General features: G+C 45.1%; 17 protein-coding genes and 6 tRNA genes. 13 read left to right on the top strand and 10 right to left on the bottom strand.

Annotated elements, in window-relative coordinates; translation table 11 throughout:
* Positions 1-156 precede the first annotated feature (156 nt).
* The 12 genes from C9I43_RS04120 (at position 157) to C9I43_RS04065 (ending at position 8,889) form a co-directional block, all read left to right on the top strand.
* Positions 157-232, top strand: a tRNA-Val gene (locus C9I43_RS04120).
* A 48-nt stretch (positions 233-280) separates the two neighbouring features.
* Positions 281-356: transfer RNA gene (locus tag C9I43_RS04115), tRNA-Val, on the top strand.
* Positions 357-393: 37 nt separating this feature from the next.
* Positions 394-469: transfer RNA gene (locus tag C9I43_RS04110), tRNA-Val, on the top strand.
* Positions 470-516: 47 nt separating this feature from the next.
* Positions 517-592, top strand: a tRNA-Val gene (locus tag C9I43_RS04105).
* Between the two features lie 29 nt (positions 593-621).
* Positions 622-697, top strand: a tRNA-Val gene (locus C9I43_RS04100).
* Positions 698-726: 29 nt separating this feature from the next.
* Positions 727-802: transfer RNA gene (locus C9I43_RS04095), tRNA-Val, on the top strand.
* A gap of 940 nt (positions 803-1,742) precedes the next feature.
* Positions 1,743-2,762, top strand: a complete 1,020-nt coding sequence (locus C9I43_RS04090; protein ID WP_076496734.1) for a TRAP transporter substrate-binding protein — start codon at positions 1,743-1,745, stop codon at positions 2,760-2,762.
* A 57-nt stretch (positions 2,763-2,819) separates the two neighbouring features.
* Positions 2,820-3,476: a TRAP transporter small permease gene (locus C9I43_RS04085; RefSeq protein ID WP_076496735.1), complete on the top strand. Its 657-nt coding sequence runs from the start codon at positions 2,820-2,822 to the stop codon at positions 3,474-3,476.
* Positions 3,476-4,873 (top strand): TRAP transporter large permease, encoded by a 1,398-nt coding sequence (locus C9I43_RS04080; RefSeq protein WP_107882280.1) that lies wholly within the window; start codon positions 3,476-3,478, stop codon positions 4,871-4,873. Before C9I43_RS04085 ends, C9I43_RS04080 begins: the two co-directional genes overlap by 1 nt.
* A 145-nt stretch (positions 4,874-5,018) precedes the next feature.
* Positions 5,019-6,815, top strand: coding sequence for a sensor histidine kinase (locus C9I43_RS04075; RefSeq protein WP_107882278.1), 1,797 nt, complete (start codon positions 5,019-5,021; stop codon positions 6,813-6,815).
* A gap of 4 nt (positions 6,816-6,819) precedes the next feature.
* A complete protein-coding gene (locus tag C9I43_RS04070; protein ID WP_107882276.1) occupies positions 6,820-8,199 on the top strand; it encodes a sigma-54-dependent transcriptional regulator in 1,380 nt (459 codons plus the stop codon).
* A gap of 174 nt (positions 8,200-8,373) precedes the next feature.
* A complete protein-coding gene (locus C9I43_RS04065) occupies positions 8,374-8,889 on the top strand; it encodes a lipocalin family protein (RefSeq protein ID WP_076496739.1) in 516 nt (171 codons plus the stop codon).
* Positions 8,890-8,993: 104 nt separating this feature from the next.
* On the opposite strand, the gene C9I43_RS04060 is transcribed toward C9I43_RS04065, so the two are convergent.
* Together C9I43_RS04060 and C9I43_RS04055 are read right to left on the bottom strand one after the other, a co-directional pair.
* A complete protein-coding gene (locus tag C9I43_RS04060; protein WP_076496740.1) occupies positions 8,994-10,586 on the bottom strand; it encodes an ABC-F family ATPase in 1,593 nt (530 codons plus the stop codon).
* 325 nt (positions 10,587-10,911) lie between these two features.
* Positions 10,912-13,146, bottom strand: coding sequence for a heavy metal translocating P-type ATPase (locus tag C9I43_RS04055; RefSeq protein ID WP_107882274.1), 2,235 nt, complete (start codon positions 13,144-13,146; stop codon positions 10,912-10,914).
* Positions 13,147-13,336: 190 nt separating this feature from the next.
* On the opposite strand from C9I43_RS04055, the gene C9I43_RS04050 reads away from it, so the two are divergent.
* Positions 13,337-13,786 (top strand): MerR family DNA-binding protein, encoded by a 450-nt coding sequence (locus tag C9I43_RS04050; protein WP_107884027.1) that lies wholly within the window; start codon positions 13,337-13,339, stop codon positions 13,784-13,786.
* 32 nt (positions 13,787-13,818) lie between these two features.
* Here C9I43_RS04050 and C9I43_RS04045 read toward each other — a convergent pair whose 3' ends face one another.
* From C9I43_RS04045 to C9I43_RS04010, 8 genes are all read right to left on the bottom strand, one after another.
* Complete coding sequence (locus C9I43_RS04045) at positions 13,819-15,867, bottom strand: S9 family peptidase (protein WP_107882272.1); 2,049 nt, start codon at positions 15,865-15,867, stop codon at positions 13,819-13,821.
* Between the two features lie 65 nt (positions 15,868-15,932).
* A complete protein-coding gene (locus tag C9I43_RS04040; protein WP_076496743.1) occupies positions 15,933-16,187 on the bottom strand; it encodes a hypothetical protein in 255 nt (84 codons plus the stop codon).
* Between the two features lie 212 nt (positions 16,188-16,399).
* Positions 16,400-17,158, bottom strand: a complete 759-nt coding sequence (locus C9I43_RS04035; protein WP_107882270.1) for an SDR family oxidoreductase — start codon at positions 17,156-17,158, stop codon at positions 16,400-16,402.
* 23 nt (positions 17,159-17,181) lie between these two features.
* Entirely contained in the window at positions 17,182-18,084 is a 903-nt protein-coding gene (gene mmsB / locus C9I43_RS04030) for a 3-hydroxyisobutyrate dehydrogenase (protein WP_107882268.1), read from the bottom strand.
* 119 nt (positions 18,085-18,203) lie between these two features.
* Entirely contained in the window at positions 18,204-19,370 is a 1,167-nt protein-coding gene (locus C9I43_RS04025; protein WP_107882266.1) for an enoyl-CoA hydratase/isomerase family protein, read from the bottom strand.
* A complete protein-coding gene (locus C9I43_RS04020) occupies positions 19,370-20,143 on the bottom strand; it encodes an enoyl-CoA hydratase (protein ID WP_107882264.1) in 774 nt (257 codons plus the stop codon). The genes C9I43_RS04025 and C9I43_RS04020 overlap by 1 nt, the downstream gene beginning before the upstream one ends.
* Positions 20,144-20,202: 59 nt before the next feature.
* Positions 20,203-21,360, bottom strand: coding sequence for an acyl-CoA dehydrogenase family protein (locus C9I43_RS04015; protein ID WP_107882262.1), 1,158 nt, complete (start codon positions 21,358-21,360; stop codon positions 20,203-20,205).
* Positions 21,361-21,482: 122 nt separating this feature from the next.
* Positions 21,483-22,982 carry a CoA-acylating methylmalonate-semialdehyde dehydrogenase gene (locus C9I43_RS04010; protein WP_107882260.1) on the bottom strand — a complete coding sequence of 500 codons (1,500 nt, stop codon included), beginning with the start codon at positions 22,980-22,982 and terminating at the stop codon, positions 21,483-21,485.
* Positions 22,983-23,013: the final 31 nt, after the last annotated feature.

Here is a 23,013-nt window from a genome sequence, read left to right as displayed (position 1 = left end):
AATTGACTAATTAAATTGACTAATTAACTAACACTTTGATCAGCGGGATGAATAGCATTAAGTCAATACGAACAAAAATGCCGCGACCAATGGTTTTTTCACTAAAAAGCGTTGACACTCGATCGAACCTCCCTATAATACGGCTCCACACAGCGAGGTCGATTAGCTCAGCTGGGAGAGCACCTCCCTTACAAGGAGGGGGTCACTGGTTCGAGCCCAGTATCGACCACCATATTTTTTGCAAAGAATTTATGGTTGTACAACAAGTAGTTATATCCCAGGTCGCTTAGCTCAGCTGGGAGAGCACCTCCCTTACAAGGAGGGGGTCACTGGTTCGAGCCCAGTAGCGACCACCATATAACTTGATGAACAAAAGTGTGAAAGTCATTCCCAGGTCGCTTAGCTCAGCTGGGAGAGCACCTCCCTTACAAGGAGGGGGTCACTGGTTCGAGCCCAGTAGCGACCACCATTCTTTAATGAATAATGACTTAAAAATTGTGTCAATTAGAATTCCCAGGTCGCTTAGCTCAGCTGGGAGAGCACCTCCCTTACAAGGAGGGGGTCACTGGTTCGAGCCCAGTAGCGACCACCATATTATGCAATACACAGGTTTTATCCCCAGGTCGCTTAGCTCAGCTGGGAGAGCACCTCCCTTACAAGGAGGGGGTCACTGGTTCGAGCCCAGTAGCGACCACCATATTCTGCAATACACAGGTTTTACCCCCAGGTCGCTTAGCTCAGCTGGGAGAGCACCTCCCTTACAAGGAGGGGGTCACTGGTTCGAGCCCAGTAGCGACCACCATATTCACCTCGTTATAAATTTACTAACTAAACTATATTGACTACAAATAACTTAATGAATTGGATTGCATATTTCCTTTGAGGCATTCCAGAGCATGTTATCGCTGTACTAATCAACCTGTCCCTTTCTGTAGCACAACCGCTGAGTTAAAACTTCCACGCAGGTAATGAGTAAGGTCATTTAAGAGCTATTATCTAGCGATTACCTTAGGTATGTATGCTTAAGGTGTCATACGATATAATCGATATTAGAATATATAAATCGTTACGCTAAATAACCTGAACTCTGGATAACGAGTGTCGAAAAATCTACATTTAACAAACTAGATCAATGCTATAAATAATTAGTTTGAAACGAGAAATCTATTTTCTGACTGAATGCGCAGATTTTTGCGCATATCAAGGCGCTCTGTAGTACGCCATAGCGAGCTATGGTTAGACAGAGCAACGCAAAGAGGCCTATTCAGCGGCTCTGCTTATCTCGAGCTCAAGTTAAATAGTCTGTAAGCTCACGATAATAACAGTTAGCAACTCATTATTAGCCTTTTCACTCTCCTCCCATAAAGCTACGCTCCTCAGGTTCAGCCGGCATCTTAGTACAATTTATTCGCATATTTTGATCTCTAAATAACAGCTTTTGCTGAATTAGTCGGCATCTTAAAATACGCTAAAGTAATGATGAATATTTGTTTTGGGTGGTTTTCCACCCAAAATACGCCTCGCTGTGAGCGAGATCTCACCCAGTAAACAAAAAGTGTGACAAACATCAAATGAACTACACTTTAGCAACCAAACACTTACAGATTTTAGTGTAAGTTGGCGTGGTACTTGCTTTTAGTAAGACAGACCTCAGGGAAATCAAGGCTGTATTCCGACTCAAACTTGGTAACAAACTAACCAAGACTGAGGATAAATCCTAACAATAGAAAAAGGAACTCAAGATGACATTGAATCAACACACTGAATTCACTCGCCCACTTAAAACCCTCGTTAAGATGCTCGCCGTTGCTTCTGTATTCGCCAGTAGCTTTAACGTACTTGCTGCACCAGTTGAAATTAAGTTTTCGCATGTTGTTGCAGAAAATACTCCTAAAGGCCAAATGGCACTTAAATTTAAAGAACTCGTTGAACAACGCTTGCCGGGAGAATACACAGTAAACGTATTCCCTAACTCACAGTTATTTGGGGATAACAATGAGTTAGCAGCACTTCTACTAAATGATGTGCAATTTGTCGCACCGTCACTCTCAAAATTCGAACGTTACACCAAACGTTTGCAAGTATTTGATTTACCTTTTTTATTCAATGATATGGACGCTGTAAACCGTTTTCAACAAGGTGAAGCGGGTCAAACACTTCTAAACTCGATGACACGTAAAGGTGTCGTGGGTCTAGGTTATTTGCACAATGGTATGAAGCAGTTCTCTGCCAATACACCACTTAAAAACCCTTCTGATGCGAAAGGCTTAAAATTTCGCGTAATGGCATCAGATGTTCTAGCGGCTCAGTTTGATGCTGTTGGCGCCATTCCAGTGAAAAAGCCTTTCTCAGAAGTATTTACCCTGCTTCAAACCCGCGCTATCGATGGTCAAGAAAACACTTGGTCAAATACGTACTCACAGAAATTTTATGAAGTACAAAGCCAGATTACTGAAAGTAATCACGGTGTACTCGATTATATGGTCGTGACCTCAGATACTTTCTGGAAAGGTTTACCGGCTGACAAACGTAAGATCATCAAAGAATCTTTAGATGAATCTATCGCATTAGGTAACAAGATTGCCGCTGAGAAAGATGATCAAGATAAGCAGTTAATTCTTGATTCTAAACGTTCACAATTAGTGACGCTATCTCCCGCTGATCGCCAAAAGTGGATTGATGTAATGAAGCCTGTTTGGGCTAAGTTTGAAGACCAAATCGGTAAAGATGTGATTGATGCCGCTGTAGCTGCAAATAAATAATAATAACAAGCCGCTTAAACTTATTTGGGTTTAAGCGGTTATTTCAGTGAGGAAGTTATGGCTGTGATATCGCGAATATTTGGTTATTTTGAAGAGGGTGTACTGAATCTACTGATCACCTTGATGACATTGTTAGTATTTTCAGAAGTAATCGCACGATTTTTCTTTAATACGGGGTTTCTGTGGATCCAAGAGCTCACGTTAACCCTTTGCGGTTGGTTTGTGCTGTTTGGTATGTCCTACGGCGTAAAAGTCGGTGCACACATTGGAGTGGATGCCTTTGTTAAAAACTTAGCACCTCGAGCAAAAAAAATAACCGCTTTAATTACCGCCTCGGTCTGTATTATTTATTGTGGGCTGTTTTTAAAAGGCAGTTGGGATTATTTAAGCCAGATGTACCAAATTGGCGTGCCGATGGAAGATATTAATTTCCCGCAGTTTTTACTAAAAAGTCTCGATCCGGATTTTGCTTGGAACACTTTACGAATTGACGTAGAAGATGGCGCTGTGCCTATTTGGTTATCTCAAAGCATTCTGATTATTGGATTTATAATGTTGACGTGGCGTTTCGTCGAACTGTTTATTGGTATTTTACGTAACCAAATATCTGGCCTCCAATTTGCCGATGAAGCGAAAGAAAGTATGCATTTAATTGATGAAAGCGTTAAACAAGCCAATACCACTGTTATCTCTGACGAAAAGGAGATTAAATAATGGCTATTGCAACCCTATTCACCGCCCTATTTGTGTGTATGTTCCTCGGGATGCCCATCGCTATCGCGTTAGGTTTTTCTAGTATGCTCACGATATTATTTTTCTCTAATGACTCTTTAGCTTCAGTGGCACTTAAATTATATGAGTCTTCATCAGAGCATTACACTTTACTCGCGATCCCCTTTTTCATTTTATCATCCGCTTTTTTATCAACTGGTGGCGTAGCAAGACGAATTATTGATTTTGCAATGGACAGTATCGGACATGTCCGCGGTGGCTTAGCTATGGCATCCGTTATGGCGTGTATGCTGTTTGCCGCCGTATCGGGCTCATCTCCAGCCACAGTTGCCGCTATCGGTTCTATCGTGATAGTGGGCATGGTTAAAGCCGGTTACCCTGAAAAGTTTGCCGCTGGGGTTATCACTACCTCGGGCACACTCGGTATCTTAATTCCACCATCAATTGTCATGTTGGTATATGCGGCAGCGACAGAAGTGTCGGCAGCAAGAATGTTTATGGCAGGTTTAATCCCAGGCTTAATGATGGGATTTATACTGATGGTTGTTATCTACATAGTCGCACGTTTCAAAAACTTGCCTTCACGCCCTTTCCCTGGTTTTAAACAATTAGGTATTTCAAGTATTAAAGCCTTGGGTGGATTAGCACTCATCTTTATTGTATTAGGCTCTATCTATGGTGGCGTTGCGAGCCCTACAGAAGCATCGGCAGTAGCCTGTATGTATGCGTACTTTATTGCGGTGTTTGGTTATCGCGATATCGGCCCATTAAAAGATGTAGCTTGGCGTAATGAAGGTGAAAATATCCTTAGCGCTAGCATGCGTAATTTAGGTTATATGGCCTTAGGTCTTATCAAAACGCCTATTAACAAAGATATACGTAACGTTGTTCGCGATGGCGCTAAGGTCAGTATCATGCTGCTGTTTATCATCGCTAACGCGATGCTGTTCGCGCATGTGTTAACGACGGAGCGCATCCCACATATCATTGCTGAGCATATTGTTAACATGGGTTTACCCGCTTGGGGATTCCTAATTATCGTTAACTTGCTGCTGCTTGCTGCCGGTAACTTTATGGAACCCTCTGCAATTGTGTTGATTATGGCGCCGATCCTCTTCCCTATCGCGACTCAGTTAGGCATAGATCCTATTCACTTAGGTATCATCATGGTGGTCAACATGGAGATAGGTATGCTCACGCCGCCAGTGGGACTCAACCTCTTTGTGACGGCGGGCATAACCGGACACAGTATTGGTTGGGTAATTAAATCGGTTCTGCCGTGGTTAGTATTGATGCTGGCTTTCTTGATTCTTATCACCTATGTGCCGCAAATTTCGCTTTTCTTACCTGAATGGCTCGATTCAATGCGTGGTTATTAGCCTACCGTTCAAGGGTTATGACATTAACCCTTGATTACAGATAATTTTTAAGCGAGCCTAAACGGGCTCGCTTTCTTTTTAAAGCAAACCGTATCCGATATTATGCCAATCGTATTAATGCCCATGTTTTACCAGGATAGCCACCATGTTACCTATGACCTCTAAGGCTAAAAAACGCCTCTTTTTGACTGTAGTCCTGCTCGTTGGCTTATTTTTAACGCTAAAACTGACCTATTGGGTACATTTACATCAAGGTAAAATTGATATTCAAGCTCAATCAGAAAAACAACTGAAGGAGTTAATTAGCTTTCTTGACGGTGCATTGTCCCGCTACGAAAGTATTCCCCATGTACTGTCGACTAATCCTATGTTGGCTAGTGTTCTAAACGACCCAAAAAACTCTAGCAAGGTGCAAGATCTCAATCTATATCTAGAAGAAATTCAACATGTCACCGAAGCATCGGATATTTATCTTATCGATGAGCAAGGGGTCGCGATTGCCGCCAGCAACTGGCAACAGAGTTTCTCGTTCATCGGTAAGGACTATTCCTTTAGACCTTATTACACCGATGCAATTTCAGGTAATTTAGGCCGTTATTATGCCGTGGGTACCAGCTCTGATAAGCGCGGGTTTTACTTTTCCTATCCGATTTATCAGCAAGGTGGTAAAGGCATACTGGGCGCGATAATCGTTAAAGTGGATATTAGCGGTATCGAGCAACAAAGCACGAGTATTGCCATCGCGGGTCAATACCAATTTATGATCAGTGATCCCGAAGATATTGTGTTTATCTCCAGCATCGATGAATGGCGTTTAAAATCACTGACGCCACTCACCAAAATCAAACAACAAACTATAGATACGTCAAAACGTTACGCTGAACGTCCTATTGGCGAGCTATTAATAAAGCCAGCCTATGAGAGTGATCGTCAAGCCATAATCTATCAACTGCAAACGGGCAAAGATCGTGAGCAATACATGGACAATCACCAACAAATGTCCAAAGCGGGTTGGCGAGTACACATATTTGCACCGATTAAGCCTTTAATGACATCTTTGCCAGCACTGATGCTACTTTCAGCCAGTATTTATCTGCTATTGGCATTAAGTATTTTATTTAGCGCCGAGCGTCGTCGTAACTTACACCGTATGAAATTGGCGCAGAGCCTATTAGAACAAAGAGTTGAAGAGCGTACTCAAGACTTACTGCAGGCTAACCATCAACTCAAAGACACTCAAGACGAGCTAATCCAAGCAGCAAAACTCACTGTAATAGGTAGCTTAGCTGCCAGTATCAACCATGAACTAAACCAACCTCTGGCGGCTATTCGCAGTTACGCCCAAAATACCCAAACCTTTCTAACCCGCAACATGCAAGATAAAGCTTTGGATAATATAAAAATTATTATTGAGCTAACCGACAGGCTGGCTGATATTGTGGGACAATTTAAAAGTTTTACCCGTAAAAGCCAAGGCACAGATAGCGCCACCGATATTAGCCGTTGTCTTAAACAAGCGCTGACCATAGTTCAGCCCGCAATAGACAAGCAAGGTGTAGAGTTAGACGTGCAGTTACCCAACAGTCAGTATCAGGTTTGGGGCGATAAGGTCAGACTACAACAAGTATTTGTCAATATTATGAGCAACGCCATTGTCGCGATGCAACAATCAGTTAAACGCCATTTGATCATTCGAGTGACCTGCGAAGACAAGTTCTGTATCAGCATTCAAGACACAGGTCCTGGCGTGCGTGAAAGCCAAATCGAAAAAATATTTGAGCCCTACTTTACCACCAGTGAACGTCACGGCCTTGGCTTGGGTTTATCGATTTCACAGCGTATTATCGAATCCATGCAAGGCCAGATTAACGTGGCTAATGCCGAGGATGGCGGTGCCATTTTCCAGATTATTTTACCTATTTATTTGCTCGAGGAACGTTAGTCTCATGAGTGTGCTCAATTCGATCCAAGATTATTCTGTTCTCATCGTTGACGATGAGCCACACATCGGCACTGTTCTTGTTCAATTATTTGAACTCGAAGGCATCAAAGCAATTGCGACCACTGAACCTAAAGGTATCGCTAAGCTTTTGCATAAAGATTGGGCTGGCATGGTGATATCAGATGTCAACATGCCACACTTAGATGGCATCAGTTTAATGCAGCAAATCCGTCTACAAGACCCCGACTTGCCCGTTGTACTACTCACAGGCTTTGGTGATATCGCTATGGCGGTTAATGCGTTAAAGCAAGGTGCCTATGATTTTCTTGAAAAACCCTTTAATAACGAACATATCCTCGACGTGGTAAAACGCGCACTAGATAAACGTAGCTTGACCTTAGAAAACCGTAAACTCAAAAAGGATCTCCAGAGCCAGAGCGTGCCGGGGCCACGGATTTTAGGCAACAGTGTCGGCATTAACCGTATGCGCCATATTATTACTCAAGTGATAGACACCCCAGCCGACGTGTTAATTGAAGGTGAAACCGGTACAGGTAAAGAGCTCGTTGCCCGCTATTTACACGATCATAGTAGCCGTAACCAAGCTAACTTTGTTGCTATCAACTGTGGCGCTATCCCTGAAAACCTGATTGAAAGTGAACTTTTTGGCGCTGAAGCAGGCGCATTTACCGGTGTAGATAAGATGCGCATTGGTAAGTTTGAATATGCCAATGGCGGCACATTATTTTTAGATGAGATCGAAAGTACGCCACTGTCACTGCAAGTCAAACTACTACGAGTACTTGAGGATCGTAAGGTTGAGCGCTTAGGTTCAAATAAAAGCATCAATCTGGATATTCGCGTGATAGCGGCCACAAAAGTGGATTTAAAAAGCCTGTGTGATACGGGGGAATTTCGTCAGGATTTATTGTATCGCTTAAATCTCGTGACAGTACCTATTCCGCCACTAAGAGATCGCCGTGAAGATATTCCATTGCTATTTCTGCATTTTGCCCGTGTTGCGTCAGCGCGCTATCACAAGGCGCTCATCGCCCTAAATGCCGAACAAAACGCCATACTCACCTCCCACGACTGGCCGGGCAATGTACGTGAGTTACGTAACCTAGCAGAACGCTTTGTACTATTAGGCGGAGAAGCGGCTTTTGCCGGCACCTTGGGTAATACACCCAGTTTGCACTCCAGCATGTCCTTACTTCAAAGAGTCGAGTTTTTTGAGCGCGTATTGATTGAAGAAGCACTCAGCCATAATAAAGGCAGCATTAAACTGACGATGGAACAACTTGAGCTACCGCGTAAAACGCTCTATGACAAAATGCGAAAATACGATTTAGACCGCAAGCAATACATTAATTCAGATGATTAAGCCAAGGCGTGTTTTGTATTATGTTTAATATCCATGATTACGTTACAGTACAAGGGTGTTAATCGATTGTTTATCGAGAAAAATAGTTTTTAGAAATGCGTCTAAACTCAGCGCAGCTGACGACTAAAAACATGACAGAAAGCGGCCTGGAACACTTTATACAGGGAGGCGAAATTGAGAAAATTATTATTAGTCATCAGTGTCTTTTTACTGAGCGGTTGCTTAGGCATGCCCAAATATGTTGAACCCGTAAATAATTTTGAGCTGAATCGATATCTGGGTAAATGGTACGAGATAGCACGATTAGATCATTCATTTGAAAGAGGGTTAAGCCAAGTTAGCGCCGAATATAGCCTAAAAGATGATGGCGGCGTGATGGTGATTAACCGTGGTTTTTCAACCGAAAAAAATGCATGGAAAGAAGCCGAAGGTAAAGCCTATTTTGTTAATGGCGATAACGAAGGCTATTTAAAAGTCTCCTTCTTTGGGCCATTTTATGGCTCCTATGTGGTCTTTGAATTAGATCATGAAAACTACCAATATGCTTTTATATCGGGGCCAGACACAGATTATTTGTGGTTACTAGCCAAAACACCGACTGTGCCAGCAGAGGTGCTTAACAAGTTTGTTGAGATGTCAAAAGCGCGTGGGTTTAATACTGATGACTTAATTTACGTACAACAAAAATAATGCTGACTCATAACGAAAATTAAACAGAAAACAGAGACAAAAACGCCGCAATTTATTGCGGCGTTTTTAGTTTAGCTCCGTGTATTATCACAGGCTAACAAGTTTTATAATTCAATCCCTTTACTGGCAAGGAACTCATCGTAATTACCTCTGAAATCATTCACGCCTTTGTGAGTCACTTCAAGAATACGGTTCGCCAGTGACGATACAAATGCACGGTCATGACTGACGAAAATCAATGTGCCTTCGTACATTTCTAACGCGTTGTTCAATGACTCAATCGATTCCATATCCATGTGGTTGGTCGGTTCATCGAGTACCAGAATGTTAGCTTTTTGCATGATGAGCTTGCCAAATAACATGCGGCCCTTCTCACCACCCGATAACACTTTGACTGACTTTTTAATGTCGTCAGATCCAAACAACATACGGCCTAAAATAGCACGTACTGATTGGTCGTCATCTTCAGGTTTGCGCCATTGGCTCATCCACTCGAACAAGGTCATTTCGTTTTCGAAATCAGACTCATGGTCCTGCGCATAATAACCAATATTTGCGTTTTCAGACCATTGAATCGTACCGCTATCCTGTGGGATATCATGGATCAAAGTTCGTAACAGCGTTGTTTTACCGACACCGTTTTCACCCAATACCGCAATGCGCTCACCCACTTCAACAATCAAGTTTAAGTCTTTGAATAGTGGCGTATCGTAGCCTTTAGTTAATTGCTCAACCACTAAGGCATTACGGAATAATTTCTTTTCTTGCTCAAAACGAATGAACGGGTTCACACGGCTAGAGGCTTTAATATCATCTAACTTAATTTTGTCGATTTGACGGGCACGTGATGTAGCCTGTTTCGCCTTAGATGCGTTCGCAGAGAAGCGCGCTACGAAGGTTTGCAGCTCAGAAATCTGGGCTTTTTTCTTAGCATTATCCGACAATAAACGCTCGCGAGCTTGAGTGGCAGCCTGCATGTATTCGTCGTAGTTACCAGGATAAACGCGCAGCTCGCCGTAATCTAAATCAGCCATATGGGTACAAACTGAGTTTAAGAAATATCTATCGTGCGAAATGATCACCATAGTGCTATTACGTTGATTCAGCATGTCCTGTAACCAACGAATAGTGTCGATATCCAAGTTGTTGGTAGGTTCGTCAAGTAGCAGCACATCAGGATCAGAGAACAACGCCTGCGCTAACAATACTCGTAGTTTCAAACCTGGAGCGATTTCTGACATCAAACCAAAATGGGTTTCTATGCTAATACCCACACCCAGCAGCAATTCGCCCGCACGAGATTCGGCGGTATAACCGTCCATCTCAGCAAAGTCCATCTCAAGGTTAGCCACGGTAATGCCGTCTTCTTCACTCATTTCAGGTAAAGAATAAATACGGTCACGCTCTTGCTTGACCTTCCACAGTTCGCGGTGGCCCATGATCACAGTATCAATCAGGTTGAATTCTTCATAACCAAACTGGTTCTGGCTTAATTTACCCAAACGCTCATTGACATCTAACGAGACGTTACCGCTGCTAGGGTCTAGATCACCACACAGGATCTTCATGAAGGTCGATTTACCACAGCCATTCGCGCCGATAAGACCGTAACGGTTACCTCCGCCAAATTTAACTGAGATGTTTTCAAACAGTGGCTTAGCGCCGAACTGCATGGTGATATTTGCTGTTGTGATCAAAATGAACTTCCAAATCGAGTAATGTTGGCCTAGCCAGCTGACGCCGCTTTAAATAAGCATAAACCTAATAACGCTATGCCGAAGGGGTAAAAATAAACGTGGCACTATAGCAGTTTGGGCTAAATTATCAACTACCAAGGCAGTATTAGCCTTTAACGCCAATACTGCCATTGCCGCTTAACATCGATATTAAGCAACTGAATACACTTAATCGATTAGCTTAACTTTCAATAATTTAGTTCGGGTTGTCTATAGTAAGACTCAGGCTAGTATCGCTTGGCGTCGAGAATAATGCTAACGCCAAGACTGAACATTAATCGCCCGCTTATAACTTCTGTCGTCTTAAGCGATTAGCGTTAGTCACGACGGTTAACGAAGACAACGCCATAGCCGCCCCCGCGATCACAGGGCTCAATAACATACCGGTTAGCGGATAAAGCACACCTGCAGCAATGGGAATGCCTAAACTGTTATACACAAAGGCGCCAAATAGGTTTTGTTTAATATTGGTAATCGTTGCCCTCGACAGTGCCAATATGTGAGCAATCACGATTAACTGTGGTGATAACAAGGTCATATCCGCACTTTCTATCGCCACTTCAGTGCCAGAGCCCATCGCGATGCCCACATCGGCACTCATTAAAGCTGGCGCATCGTTAATGCCATCACCTACCATAGCAACTACATGCCCTTGCTTTTGCAAATCCTGCACATGCTGTTGTTTTTGTTCTGGTAGTACACCGGCTATCACTTCACTAATCCCCACTTGGCTTGCCACGGCTTGCGCTGTTTGTGGGTTATCTCCGGTCAATAACACCACGCGAATACCACTTTGTAACATAGCTGCTATCGCCGCTTCTGCATCGGGTTTAATTGGATCGGCCAGTGCGATAGTGGCCACTAACGTACCTGCCCTTGCAACGTAAATGGGGGTTTTGCCTTGGTTAGCAAAACTCAAGGTTGCTTGCGGGTCTAACGCACTGCCATCGGGATTAACAATGTCTAATTCCGTCATCAAGGCAAGATTACCAATAGCAAAGTGAACACTATCAACTTCGCCAGTAATACCTTTACCTTGATGGTTAATAAAACTTTGGGTATCAGGTAATTGCGATAGCGATTCCTTGGCGTAATTGACAATAGCACTGGCCAATGGGTGCTCTGAATGTTGTTCAAGACTCGCAATCGCACCGAGTAATTGCGCTTGTTCCGCATTATCTAGTGTTTGAACTAAGGTAAAGTCCGTCACTTGCGGTTTGCCTAACGTCACAGTGCCTGTTTTATCAAGCACAACGCAATCGACCTTACTTGCTGTTTGCAGCGCCTCACCATTTTTGACTAAGACGCCCATTTGAGCTGCGCGGCCAACGGCCACCATAATCGACATGGGGGTTGCCAGTCCAAGCGCACAAGGACAAGCAATAATCAGCACACTGGTCAATACCACTAGCGCATGACTCAAAGCTGGCGCTGGGCCCACAAAATACCAAATCGCGGCGGCAAGAAGGGCGATGATAACGACCGTAGGTACAAATACGGCTGAAACTTTATCGGCCAACCGACCTATGGGTAACTTAGAGGTTTGCGCCTGTTGTACCAGCGCAATAATTTTGGCAAGTCTAGTATCCTGCTGGCCAGCTGTTACTCGATAAACTAAGCTGCCGTTCCCATTTACTGTACCTGCACTCAAGTTATCTCCGCGATTTTTAAGCACGGGAATAGGCTCGCCCGTCAACATGGCTTCATCTAATAGGGATTGCCCAGTTTCAACAACGCCATCGAGCGCCACTCTATCCCCAGGACGTAAGCGCAACTTATCGCCAAGTTTAAGCTGACTTATTTCAACCTGTTCATCGCCTTTGTCGCTGATACGGATAGCCGTAGTCGATTGTAATCCGAGTAATCTCTGTACTGCCTCGCTCGTTTTGCCGCGCGCTTTGAGCTCAAATCCGTGGCCTAAGTTAATCAATCCTAAAATCATCACGCTGGCTTCAAAATACACATGGCGAGTCTCGATGGGAAAAGCACTTGGCATAATCACCACCAGCATAGAATACGCCCATGCCGTAGTGGTACCGAGCACGATTAGGGTGTCCATATTAGTCGTTTTGGCTTTGAGTGCCCGCCACATACCTTGATAAAAATGCCCACCCGTCGTCACCAGTAAAGCCAACGTTACCAGTCCCATTATGCCCCAGCCAAGTTGCATACTCGGGCTATTGATCATCATTTCACCGCCCAGTAACCCCCATAACATCATAGGCATACCGACAGCGAGCGCCGCTATCGCTTGGCGCATTCGCAACCGATACTCAGCGGCATCTGCGATGCGTTTTTCTTCGGCGGCGGCCTTAGCATCAACCACCACCTGTGCAGGAAATCCCGCATTAGCCATCACAGCTAACGCGGTATCAACATTCATGTTGCCGTCTACCGTCACTTGTTTATCCGCGAGGTTAACGCGCGCCTCGACGCCCTCTTGAGCGGCAAGTGCTTTTTCAATTTTAGCAACGCAACCTGCACAATTCATATTGGCAACATAGAGCCTGATCTGAGCCATAAAATATTCCTTAGTTGAACTTTTACGCGATAGGCTTAAGATAAAGTCTCCCATTAAGGGAGAGTCAAGCTTAAGTTGGCCGAATGTGACAGCACTAACAATTTACCATCAAAAGATCAGTAAAACGCTGTGTTAGCCCATCCTAGTGCTTAACGTCATGGCCGTAGTCATAGTTAAAATCGAGGTAGAAATGAAGATAGGTGAAGTGGCAAAACAAACGGGCTTAAGCGTTAAAAGTATCCGTTATTATCATGATATTGGTTTAGTCTGCGCCGAGCGAAATCAGGCAGGCTATCGGGTTTATCGCCATTCAGATATTGAGGCCCTTAAGTTTGTGCACCAATGCCGCGACTTAGGTTTTAGCTTAGAGGATTGCAAGTCATTACTGGGTCTTAAGGGCAACGAAAGTCGTAATGCAGAAGATGTAAAACAGCTTACCCGTACTCATCTTGCTTATGTCGAGCAGCAAATTAGCAAGTTGCAGCAACTTAGGGCGCAATTACAACATATGGTGACCCAATGCCAAGGTGGCGAACAACCCCACTGCGCCATTATTGATAGCCTAAGTCATACGCCACAAAAGGAAGAGAGCTTACAAGATATAACCTCTTCGTGTTGCCATAAAAGCCCCGCAGAATAACAACGGCCAGTATCAACCACTGCAATTCTGGGTTATTGATGACTGACACTGCTTGGCTTTAACGCCGCAGCATTATCAAGCAGCAAACTAGGTAATGTACCCGCAGGCGTAAAATGAAACACTTGGCCATAAAATGCCAATTCAGTGTCTAAACTCGCCGCTTTATGCTCGGGTGTCCAGCCATCATGCGTCTGGTCTTCATAACTTATATAGGCTGTCGGCACCCCTTTGGCTTTTAAGGCGGCATAAATTTGTTGCGATTGTTGTGACGGTACAATTTGCCCCCTCAAACCTTGAATAATAAGTAAAGGTTCGTTTAATCCCTCAAGATGATAAAAAGGCGATCGCTCTCGATAACGCGCTTTATTCTCAGCATAGGGACCGATAAGTTGATCTAAATAGCCAGTCTCAAACTTATGAGTATTATTAACAAGCTGCTCAAAATCACTGATCCCTGCGTAACTCACGCCCGCTTGAAATACATCGTAAAAGGCTAAAGACGACATAACCGTTAGCCCCCCCGCGCTAATACCGCGAATCGCTAACTTTTGCGCATCGACCCAACCTTTAGCGACCACATATTGAGCCGCATTGATGACATCCTCCACGTCGGCTTGGCCCCACTTTCCATAGATACTTTGGCGATAGGCACGGCCAAAACCACTACTTCCACGAAAATTAACATCAAGTACCGCAAAACCACGGCTAGTCCAGAACTGGATGTCACTACGATAAGCCAGACTCGCGCGCGCAGTCGGGCCGCCGTGCAACATCACAATTAATGGCGGTCGAGTATCATGGGGGGCGATATAATTGGGGTTAACGGGCCCATAAAAATAACCGTAGGCTTGCTGATGATTACCGGTTTCAAAGGTAATGTTTTTCGCCCGTGAAATGAAATTAGGATCAAGCTTGGCTAAGTTGGGGCTATAAACCAACTCTGTGCCGCGGCCAATCACTTTATAAATGCCCTTCTCAGGGGTAGCCTTAGCGCCGACAAAATAAACGCCATCTTCCCCCTTTGTAACTTGGGTTATTTCACCAAAGTCGACGGCTAAAGATTCAACCAAGCCAGAATCCAAATGCAACCGAATTAACGCCGCCTGACTCCCCAACATATAGCTGGCAATAATCGTGTTTTCGGATTCAAAGGCATAGTTATGATTACCTAAATACCAATCAGCCACTGCAAATTCGGCACTTTTGCTCAGTACAGGGGCTAAGGTATTTTTCGGCGTAACACGATAGATATTCCACCAATCGCTCATATCCGAGACGACATAGAGTTGCCCATCTGGACTGAATAATGGTTGAGATACAGAAGAATCTGTCGGCGTATTGATCTTACGGATATTGCGTAACTGACCTTTACGGTCAAGATCTCCAAGCCAGAGAACGCTGTTATCCCATGGCATGTAGGGGTGTTCCCATGTGATCCATGCAAGCTTCGAGTTATCGGGCGAAATGGCTGGCGCTGAGATAAAATCATGGCCCGAGACAAGCGTGTCACCTTCTTTGGCAAAATTGAGGTTAATGGTCACTAAACTGGCTTTAGGTTCACCCGCTTGACGATGATCTTCACGCACACAGATAATTCGCGAACCCTTAGGATAAGCAACACAGTCGGCATGGCGAGTACCATTTGGGGTTAACGCTAATGACGGTTGGTTAGGCGCAAAACGATAAAATAATTGATCGTTCGCCTTCGTGACAAATAAACTCTGGCCAATGCCTAAAAAGGCGGCTCCGCCATATTCATGTACGGTAGATTTAACATTAAAACTCGAAGGCACCACCTCAATGATATTACCTTGCTTATTGAGCTGCTTAATGCCAACTTGCCCCTGCTGTTCGCCATTGGATTCTGCAAAATACAGCGTGCCTGCCACGCTTTGCAATTCAATCACGCTATCGGACTGTTGAAATACATTCGCCGCCGATAAAGGAGAAGCCCAGCTGCCATAAGGGGCGATGATCGGCGTGTCATTATCACTAGGGCGTGACACCTGCTCATTAGAAGGCTCGCATCCGCTCAAACATAACAAGCCAGCCAAGAGGTATAAGTATCGATATAACCCCATTGTTTCTCTCCAATGTTTGCTTACAGCGCAAACCGAAACAAAAAATATAAACGTGCAAAAACAGATTATTTTTTAAATGGATTTTTACATTTTTTAAAAAACCAATGCACGACTTGCGCTTGCTGTGTCTGAGTCAAACCAAAATAAATGCATATCCAAGGTGAGAGTAGGAAAAACCAAGGAATGACTGCCACAGAACGGCCACTGAAAAGCAAAAAAAAGAACCCACAATAAATCACAATAAGCCCTAAAATACCGACAATCAGCATCATGCGTTTCGTTATCTTCTCAAGCCAGAGGGCTTTATGCTGCCAAGACATGCGGATGTTAAGCTCCATTACATACAATAAACTAGTTTATTGTATGGTGTAAAAAGTGGATGGCGATTGTTTAAGGTTAACCAGTAAATGTCAACTCTAACAACAGGGAACAACCCGCTGCGATAGTCACTATTATCTTGGCTTTACACATAAAAAACCGAGCTTAGGCTCGGTTTTTATTCATCTCGATGAGATATGAATCATCAATATGCTTACAGGCGAATACCGCCATCAATTTCAAATACACGACCATTCACATAATCGTTTTCAATAATAAAACGCACGGTTGAAGCGATTTCTTCAGCATGACCAAGGCGACCAACGGGGATTAACTTCTCTAAACGCTCTAACGCTTCGGGTTTCATCGCAGCGGTCATTTCGGTTGCAATCACGCCTGGCGCAACGGCAGCGCTACGAATATTGTGACGTGCCAGCTCTTTTGCCCAGCCAACCGACATAGCCGCAACGCCCGCTTTAGAGGCCGCATAGTTTGATTGCCCCATATTACCCGCTTTAGCTAAGCTAGAGATATTCACTATTACCCCTGCTTGGCCGGATTCAATCATTGCGGCGGCGGCTTCACGACCACACAAGAAACTGCCCGTCAAATTAACATTGATAACCGATTGGAACTGCTCCAGTGACATACGGTCAGTGACTTTACCGTCTTTGGCTTTGACCAACATACCATCACGTAAAATCCCGGCATTATTGACCAGTACGTTAACTTGGCCAAAGTCTTCTAAAATATAGGCGAACCCTGCAACCACATCTTCTTCATCAGTAATATCTAAGGCATAACCTTGGACTTCAGTGTCTGAACCTAGCTCAGCACAAGCTCGCTCGAGTTTGTCTTGATCCACATCGATAAGTGCTATTTTAGCGCCTGCCTGTGCAAAATTTTGTGCCATTGCTAGGCCTAAACCACCCGCGCCGCCAGTAATGACGACAACCTTATCTTTTAAATCCATCTGGTTATCCCTTGTTCTAATGTTTATTTTTTAAGTGGTGCAAATTGTTCAAAAATACTGGAGAAATCTCGACGACCATTACCTTGTCTTGCATGATTAACATACAAGCTGCGGGCTAAGGCGCCCATTGGCGTACTAGAATTGCTCAGTAATGCCGCTTCTTGCGATAGACCGAGATCTTTAACCATCAAATCTACCATAAAGCCGCCCTCATAGCCCTTAGAAGAAGGTACCGTTTCCATCACACCTGGGCAGGGATTGTACTTCTCTAACGTCCAATTACCACCACTACTGACCTTCATGATGTCCGATAACACCTTAGGATCCAGACCATGGTCAACGCCCATTTGCAACGCTTCAGACGTGCCAACCATCAACACGGATAACAGCATGTTATTGCAAATTTTAGCGACTTGACCCGCACCCGCACCGCCGGCATGGAATATATTCATCCCCATGGCTTTTAATACGGGCTGCGCGCGCTCAAACGCCGCCTCGGAGCCGCCACAAATGAAAGTTAAACTGCCAGCTGCTGCACCTGCTGTGCCGCCAGAAACCGGCGCATCCATAAATTCGATACCACTTTTTGCCGCCTCAGCCGCGACTAATTGCGCACTTTGCGCATCGATGGTGGAGCAATCGATCAGTAAAGTATCGCCAGCAACCACGTCAAGCAGACCTTTGTCTGAACCATTGCCTAAATATAAATTTTTCACATGCTTACCCGCAGGTAACATAGTGATTACTACGCTTGCGCCCGCTGCAGCACCGCAAGCCGTACTCGATACAAAAGCCCCTTGGTCAGCAAGACTTTTCATCGCTTCGGGGACTAAATCGAATACACGAACGGTCATGCCCGCTTTTAATAAATTGGCCGCCATTGGGCCGCCCATATTGCCAAGACCGATAAATGCGACTGTACTCATGCTGACACTCCTGTGTGCTGTTCTTTTTTATATGGTGGTAATGTTGTCACTACCACAGAGTAAAACGCGCATGGCTGAGTTTAATTTGTATAAACTCAGCTATTAAATCAATTCAACGCTTAGCTTAATTGATTGAAGGGATGCGACTCGCCCCACGGTGACGTTAATATTTGCTCAATGACGGCGGCAGGCACAGAATCAACATCCTTAAAGCGCCACTGGGGTTGCTTGTCTTTATCTATCAACAATGCCCGCACGCCTTCACAGAAATCACCGTGAGCACACACATTGACGCTGGCGGTTAATTCCCATTTAAAACACTGGGCTAGGCTTAACTTAGTGCCAAGTTGCGCTTGGCTATAAGCCAAATGCCAGCTAATAGGGCTGCCCGCAAGGAAAGTATCTCTCGCCTTCATTAACCAAGTATCATCAGATACCAGAGTCGACATTCGCGTGACGATATCCGCTAAACTGCCCGCCATGAGTCTATCGATAATGTCTTGGCTGTCAGCCAATATGCTATCGCCCTTAGGAATATCGACTTGATTAGATAACTCATTGATCATGCTGTCTAAACGTTGATGGTTGAGCGCCGGTGTATCGCTCCAATCTAAGGTTGCCATGGCATCAAACATTAGCTCTTTGTCGTCACGATTCAAATAATGATCTGCAAGGCCAACATAACAGGCATCGGCAGCCTTCATGTTATAGGCGGTGAGCCCTAAAAATAGCCCCATTTTACCTGGCATGCGGTTAAGAAAATAACTGCCGCCCACATCGGGATAGAGCCCAATCGACACTTCAGGCATAGCAATCCGCGATGTTTCAGTAACAACTCTGTGGCTGCCTCCGGCCATCAAACCGAGTCCGCCACCCATCACAATGCCATCGCCCCACACCAATACGGGTTTGCCATAGGTATGTAGTAGATAATCGAGGCGATATTCCTCCTCGAAAAAAACTTTCGCTTCTTCAGTCACTTCTCCCTTAGTGGCAATGGAAGCGTGGTATAGCGCACGCACATCGCCACCAGCACAAAAGGCCTTCTCACCGCTACCATCCAACACAATACAGGCGATAAGCGCGTCTTTCTTCCACAGACTAAGCTGCGCCGTCATTGCGCGCACCATGTCTAAATCTAAGGCGTTGAGGGCTTTCTCTACATTGAGTGTGACCACCCCAACCAACTTGCCTGAGGCGGTGGCTAAGGTTTGGAACACCACGTTTTGCGTGGTCGTGGCCGGATGTGCGGCACTGCTTGATGCGTTATCTACTACATTAGTCATTAGCGGTTCTTCCAATCAGCTTTACGTTTACCCAAAAACGCGTTTACGCCTTCGGCCTGATCTTCGGTATCAAATAACCCGACAAATAATTCACGTTCAATTGGCAACGCTTGATTGCGTGGCATAGTACGACCGGCTTGAATCAGTGTCTTGCACGCTGTTACGCTGCTTGGGCTTTGATTAGCCACTTTAGCGGCTAACGCTATCGCAGCATTAAGTGCCTCGCCAGTTTCGACTACTTCTTCGACTAAACGTAAACCCAATGCTTTGGTCGCATCAATACGCTCACCGCATAAAATCATCCGCTTAGCCCAACCTTCACCGACTAATGCGGTCAAATTTTGGGTACCGCCCGCACAGGGTAATAAGCCAACGGTCGCCTCAGGTAATGCCATAACAGCTTGGGTTTCAGCGATACGAATATCGCAAGCCAATGCCACTTCTAAGCCGCCGCCCATGGCGTAACCGTTAATGGCTGCAATCGACACACCGCGAAATTGACTTAAGGTTTCAAAGGCTTCACCAAAATGCTTAGCCATAGCCGCGGCATTGTCTTTATTTCCGTCGCTAAATAGCTTTAAGTCAGCACCAGCAGAAAAGAACTTTTGCCCTTGCCCTGTTAACACTAAAGCATAAATGTCTTTATTGGCATTGAGCGCCAGCACTTTGGCTTTAAGCGCCTGCAAACTCTCAGCGGTCCAAGTGTTTGCCGGTGGATTATTCATCGTCAGTATGGCCGTATGGCCTTCGATGCGTTCAACTAAATATTCCATCTGTTTAGACTCCTTTTATGTTATCGCCTACCGGTAACCCATGCATCTTGCGAGCTTATTTACAGAATTTGCCCTGCATTTTCATCGAGTAAACGACGGGCGATAATCAAGCGCATAATTTCGTTGGTGCCTTCTAAAATCTGGTGTACACGCACATCACGGAAATGACGTTCTAGTGGGTACTCCCTTATATAACCATATCCGCCATGAATTTGCAGCGCTGCATCGCAAACCTGAAAACCCACATCGGTGGCAAAACGTTTCGCCATGGCGCAATAAGCCGTGGCTTCTGGATCGCCACTATCTAATTTAAAAGCAGCAAGACGCACAATTTGGCGCGCTGCAACTAGTTCAGTGGCCATATCGGCGAGCTTGAATTGCAAGGCTTGGAAAGCTGCTAACGGCTTACCGAATTGCTGGCGCTCATTCATATATTGAGTAGCACGCTCTAGTGCAGCTTGCGCTGTGCCCACTGAACAGGTTGCAATATTAATGCGACCGCCATCTAAGCCTTTCATTGCAAAGGTAAAGCCTTGGCCTTCTTCGCCAAGTAAATTAGCCACTGGTACGCGCACGTTTTCAAAGGTAATTTGGCGCGTAGGCTGGGCATTCCAACCCATTTTATCTTCTGCTTTACCATAAATAACGCCTGCGGCGTCGGCTGGAATGGCAATGGCAGATATTCCCTTTGGCCCCGCTTGTCCTGTGCGACACATCACCACGAGTAACTCTGTGGCGCCTGCTCCAGAGATAAACACTTTAGAGCCAGAAATCACATATTCATCACCGTCACGCACAGCTTTAGTTTGTAATGAGGCGGCGTCCGATCCTGCGCCCGGCTCAGTCAAGCAATATGACGCTAACATTTGCCCTGTGGTCAACGGTTCAGACCATGTCTGACGCAGGGTTGCAGTCCCCCAAGTCGTCACCATCCAAGTGGCCATATTGTGAATGGTCAGCATGGCAGTCGTCGCCGTGCAGCCTTTGGCGAGCTCTTCAAAAATAATCGACGCATCGAGGCGCGATAATCCCATACCGCCTTCAGATTCAGGCGAATAGAGCGAGCAAAAACCGAGTTCGCCGGCTTTTTGGATCACATCTTTCGGAAAATGATGTTCTTCATCCCATTTGGCAGCAAACGGGGTTAACTCTTCTGCGGCAAACTGGCGCGCAAGTTCAGCAAATTGACGTTGGTCATCGTTGAAATTAAAGTCCATTTGGTTCTCCTATGACTCTGTGGCCACTTATTTTATTTAATAGACTGGCGCCTTAAGGGCGCCGTCTAGTCAGTAAGAGAGTTGAATAAACAACCGCTAATGTAATGTTTCTACATCTATTTTTAACGTAAGTTAATACTCATATTGGGTGCGGTAGCGATGGCAATATCAGACTCATACCAACGGGAAGTAATGGTCTTAGTCTCAGTATAAAAACGCACCGCTTGCTTACCATAAGCATGTTGATCGCCATAGAAACTGCCCTTCCAACCAGTGAATGAGAAGAAGGGTAATGGCACTGGAATCGGCACGTTAATCCCCACTTGGCCTACTTCCACTTCATGCTGATATTTGCGCGCCGCAGCACCGCTGGCAGTAAAAATAGAGGTGCCGTTACCGTAGGGACTTGCATTAACTAGCTCAATGGCTTCATCTAAAGAGTCCGATTCCATACAACATAATACTGGGCCGAAGATTTCTTCTTTGTAGATGCTCATGTCGGTTGTGACTTTAGTGAACATGGTTGGGCCAACCCAGTTCCCCTCTTCATAGCCTTTAACCGTAAAATGACTGCCGTCAAGCACGCACTCTGCCCCCTCTTCTTTACCTTGAGCAATCAGCTTAAGCACACGCGCTTTGGCAGCTGGGCTAATAACAGGACCATAGCCGGCTTCTTTGTCATCCCATAAACCTGGGCGAACCTTAGCTAGCGCATCTTTAAGTTCTGGGATCCACTCTTTAGCCGCACCGACAAATATCGCTACCGATAGCGCCATACAACGCTGACCCGCCGCGCCGACAGAAGCGCCAACTAAATTGTTAATCACTTGCTGTTTGTTAGCATCAGGCATAATAACGCAGTGGTTTTTCGCGCCCGCAAACGCCTGTACACGTTTTAAGTTATCGGTACCGGTTTTATAAATATATTGTCCAACAGCGACTGACCCGACGAAAGAAATGGCTTTAATGGCTGGGTCGGCAAGTAAAATATCAACCGCTGTTTTGTCGCCATGCACTAACTGTAATACGCCCTTAGGCGCACCAGCTTCAACAAACAGCTCAACTAAACGCTGCGGCGTCATTGGATCTTGTTCTGACGGTTTTAAAATAAAGGTATTACCGCAGGCAATCGCTAATGGGAACATCCATAACGGGATCATTGCAGGGAAGTTAAACGGCGTAATACCCGCACACACGCCCAGCGGCTGAGTGTAGCTGTAGGTATCGATTGAGCGCGCGACGTTTTCAACGGTTTCGCCCATCAATAATGACGCCACGTTACAAGCGTGTTCTACCACTTCAATACCGCGCCACACGTCGCCCTTAGCATCTTCAAAGGTTTTACCGGTTTCCTTTGCAAGAATGGTCGCCAGCTCATCGTGGTGTTCTTTTAATAAATGCTGATAACGCAACATGACTCGCGCACGCTCAGACACCGGCACTTCTTTCCAGGTTTTAAATGCCGCTTTAGCACTCGCAATAGCCGCATGGACTTCAGCGCTTGTGGCCGCATTGATTACTGCGATAGGCTGATTATTTGCCGGATTAGTGACTGTAATCTGTGATGTACCCGTACCATGGGTAAACTCACCGTCAATGTAATGCTTTACTTGTATGGTCATGTTGCAATCCTTTCTTTGTAGAGTGATGAGC

Origin of the sequence: Shewanella morhuae, from assembly GCF_003028295.1 — a bacterium.
In the GTDB taxonomy this organism is placed as follows: Bacteria; Pseudomonadota; Gammaproteobacteria; order Enterobacterales; family Shewanellaceae; genus Shewanella; species Shewanella morhuae.
The sequence above is the reverse complement of the archived record's forward strand: the minus strand, read 5'-3'. Positions and strand labels throughout refer to the sequence as shown.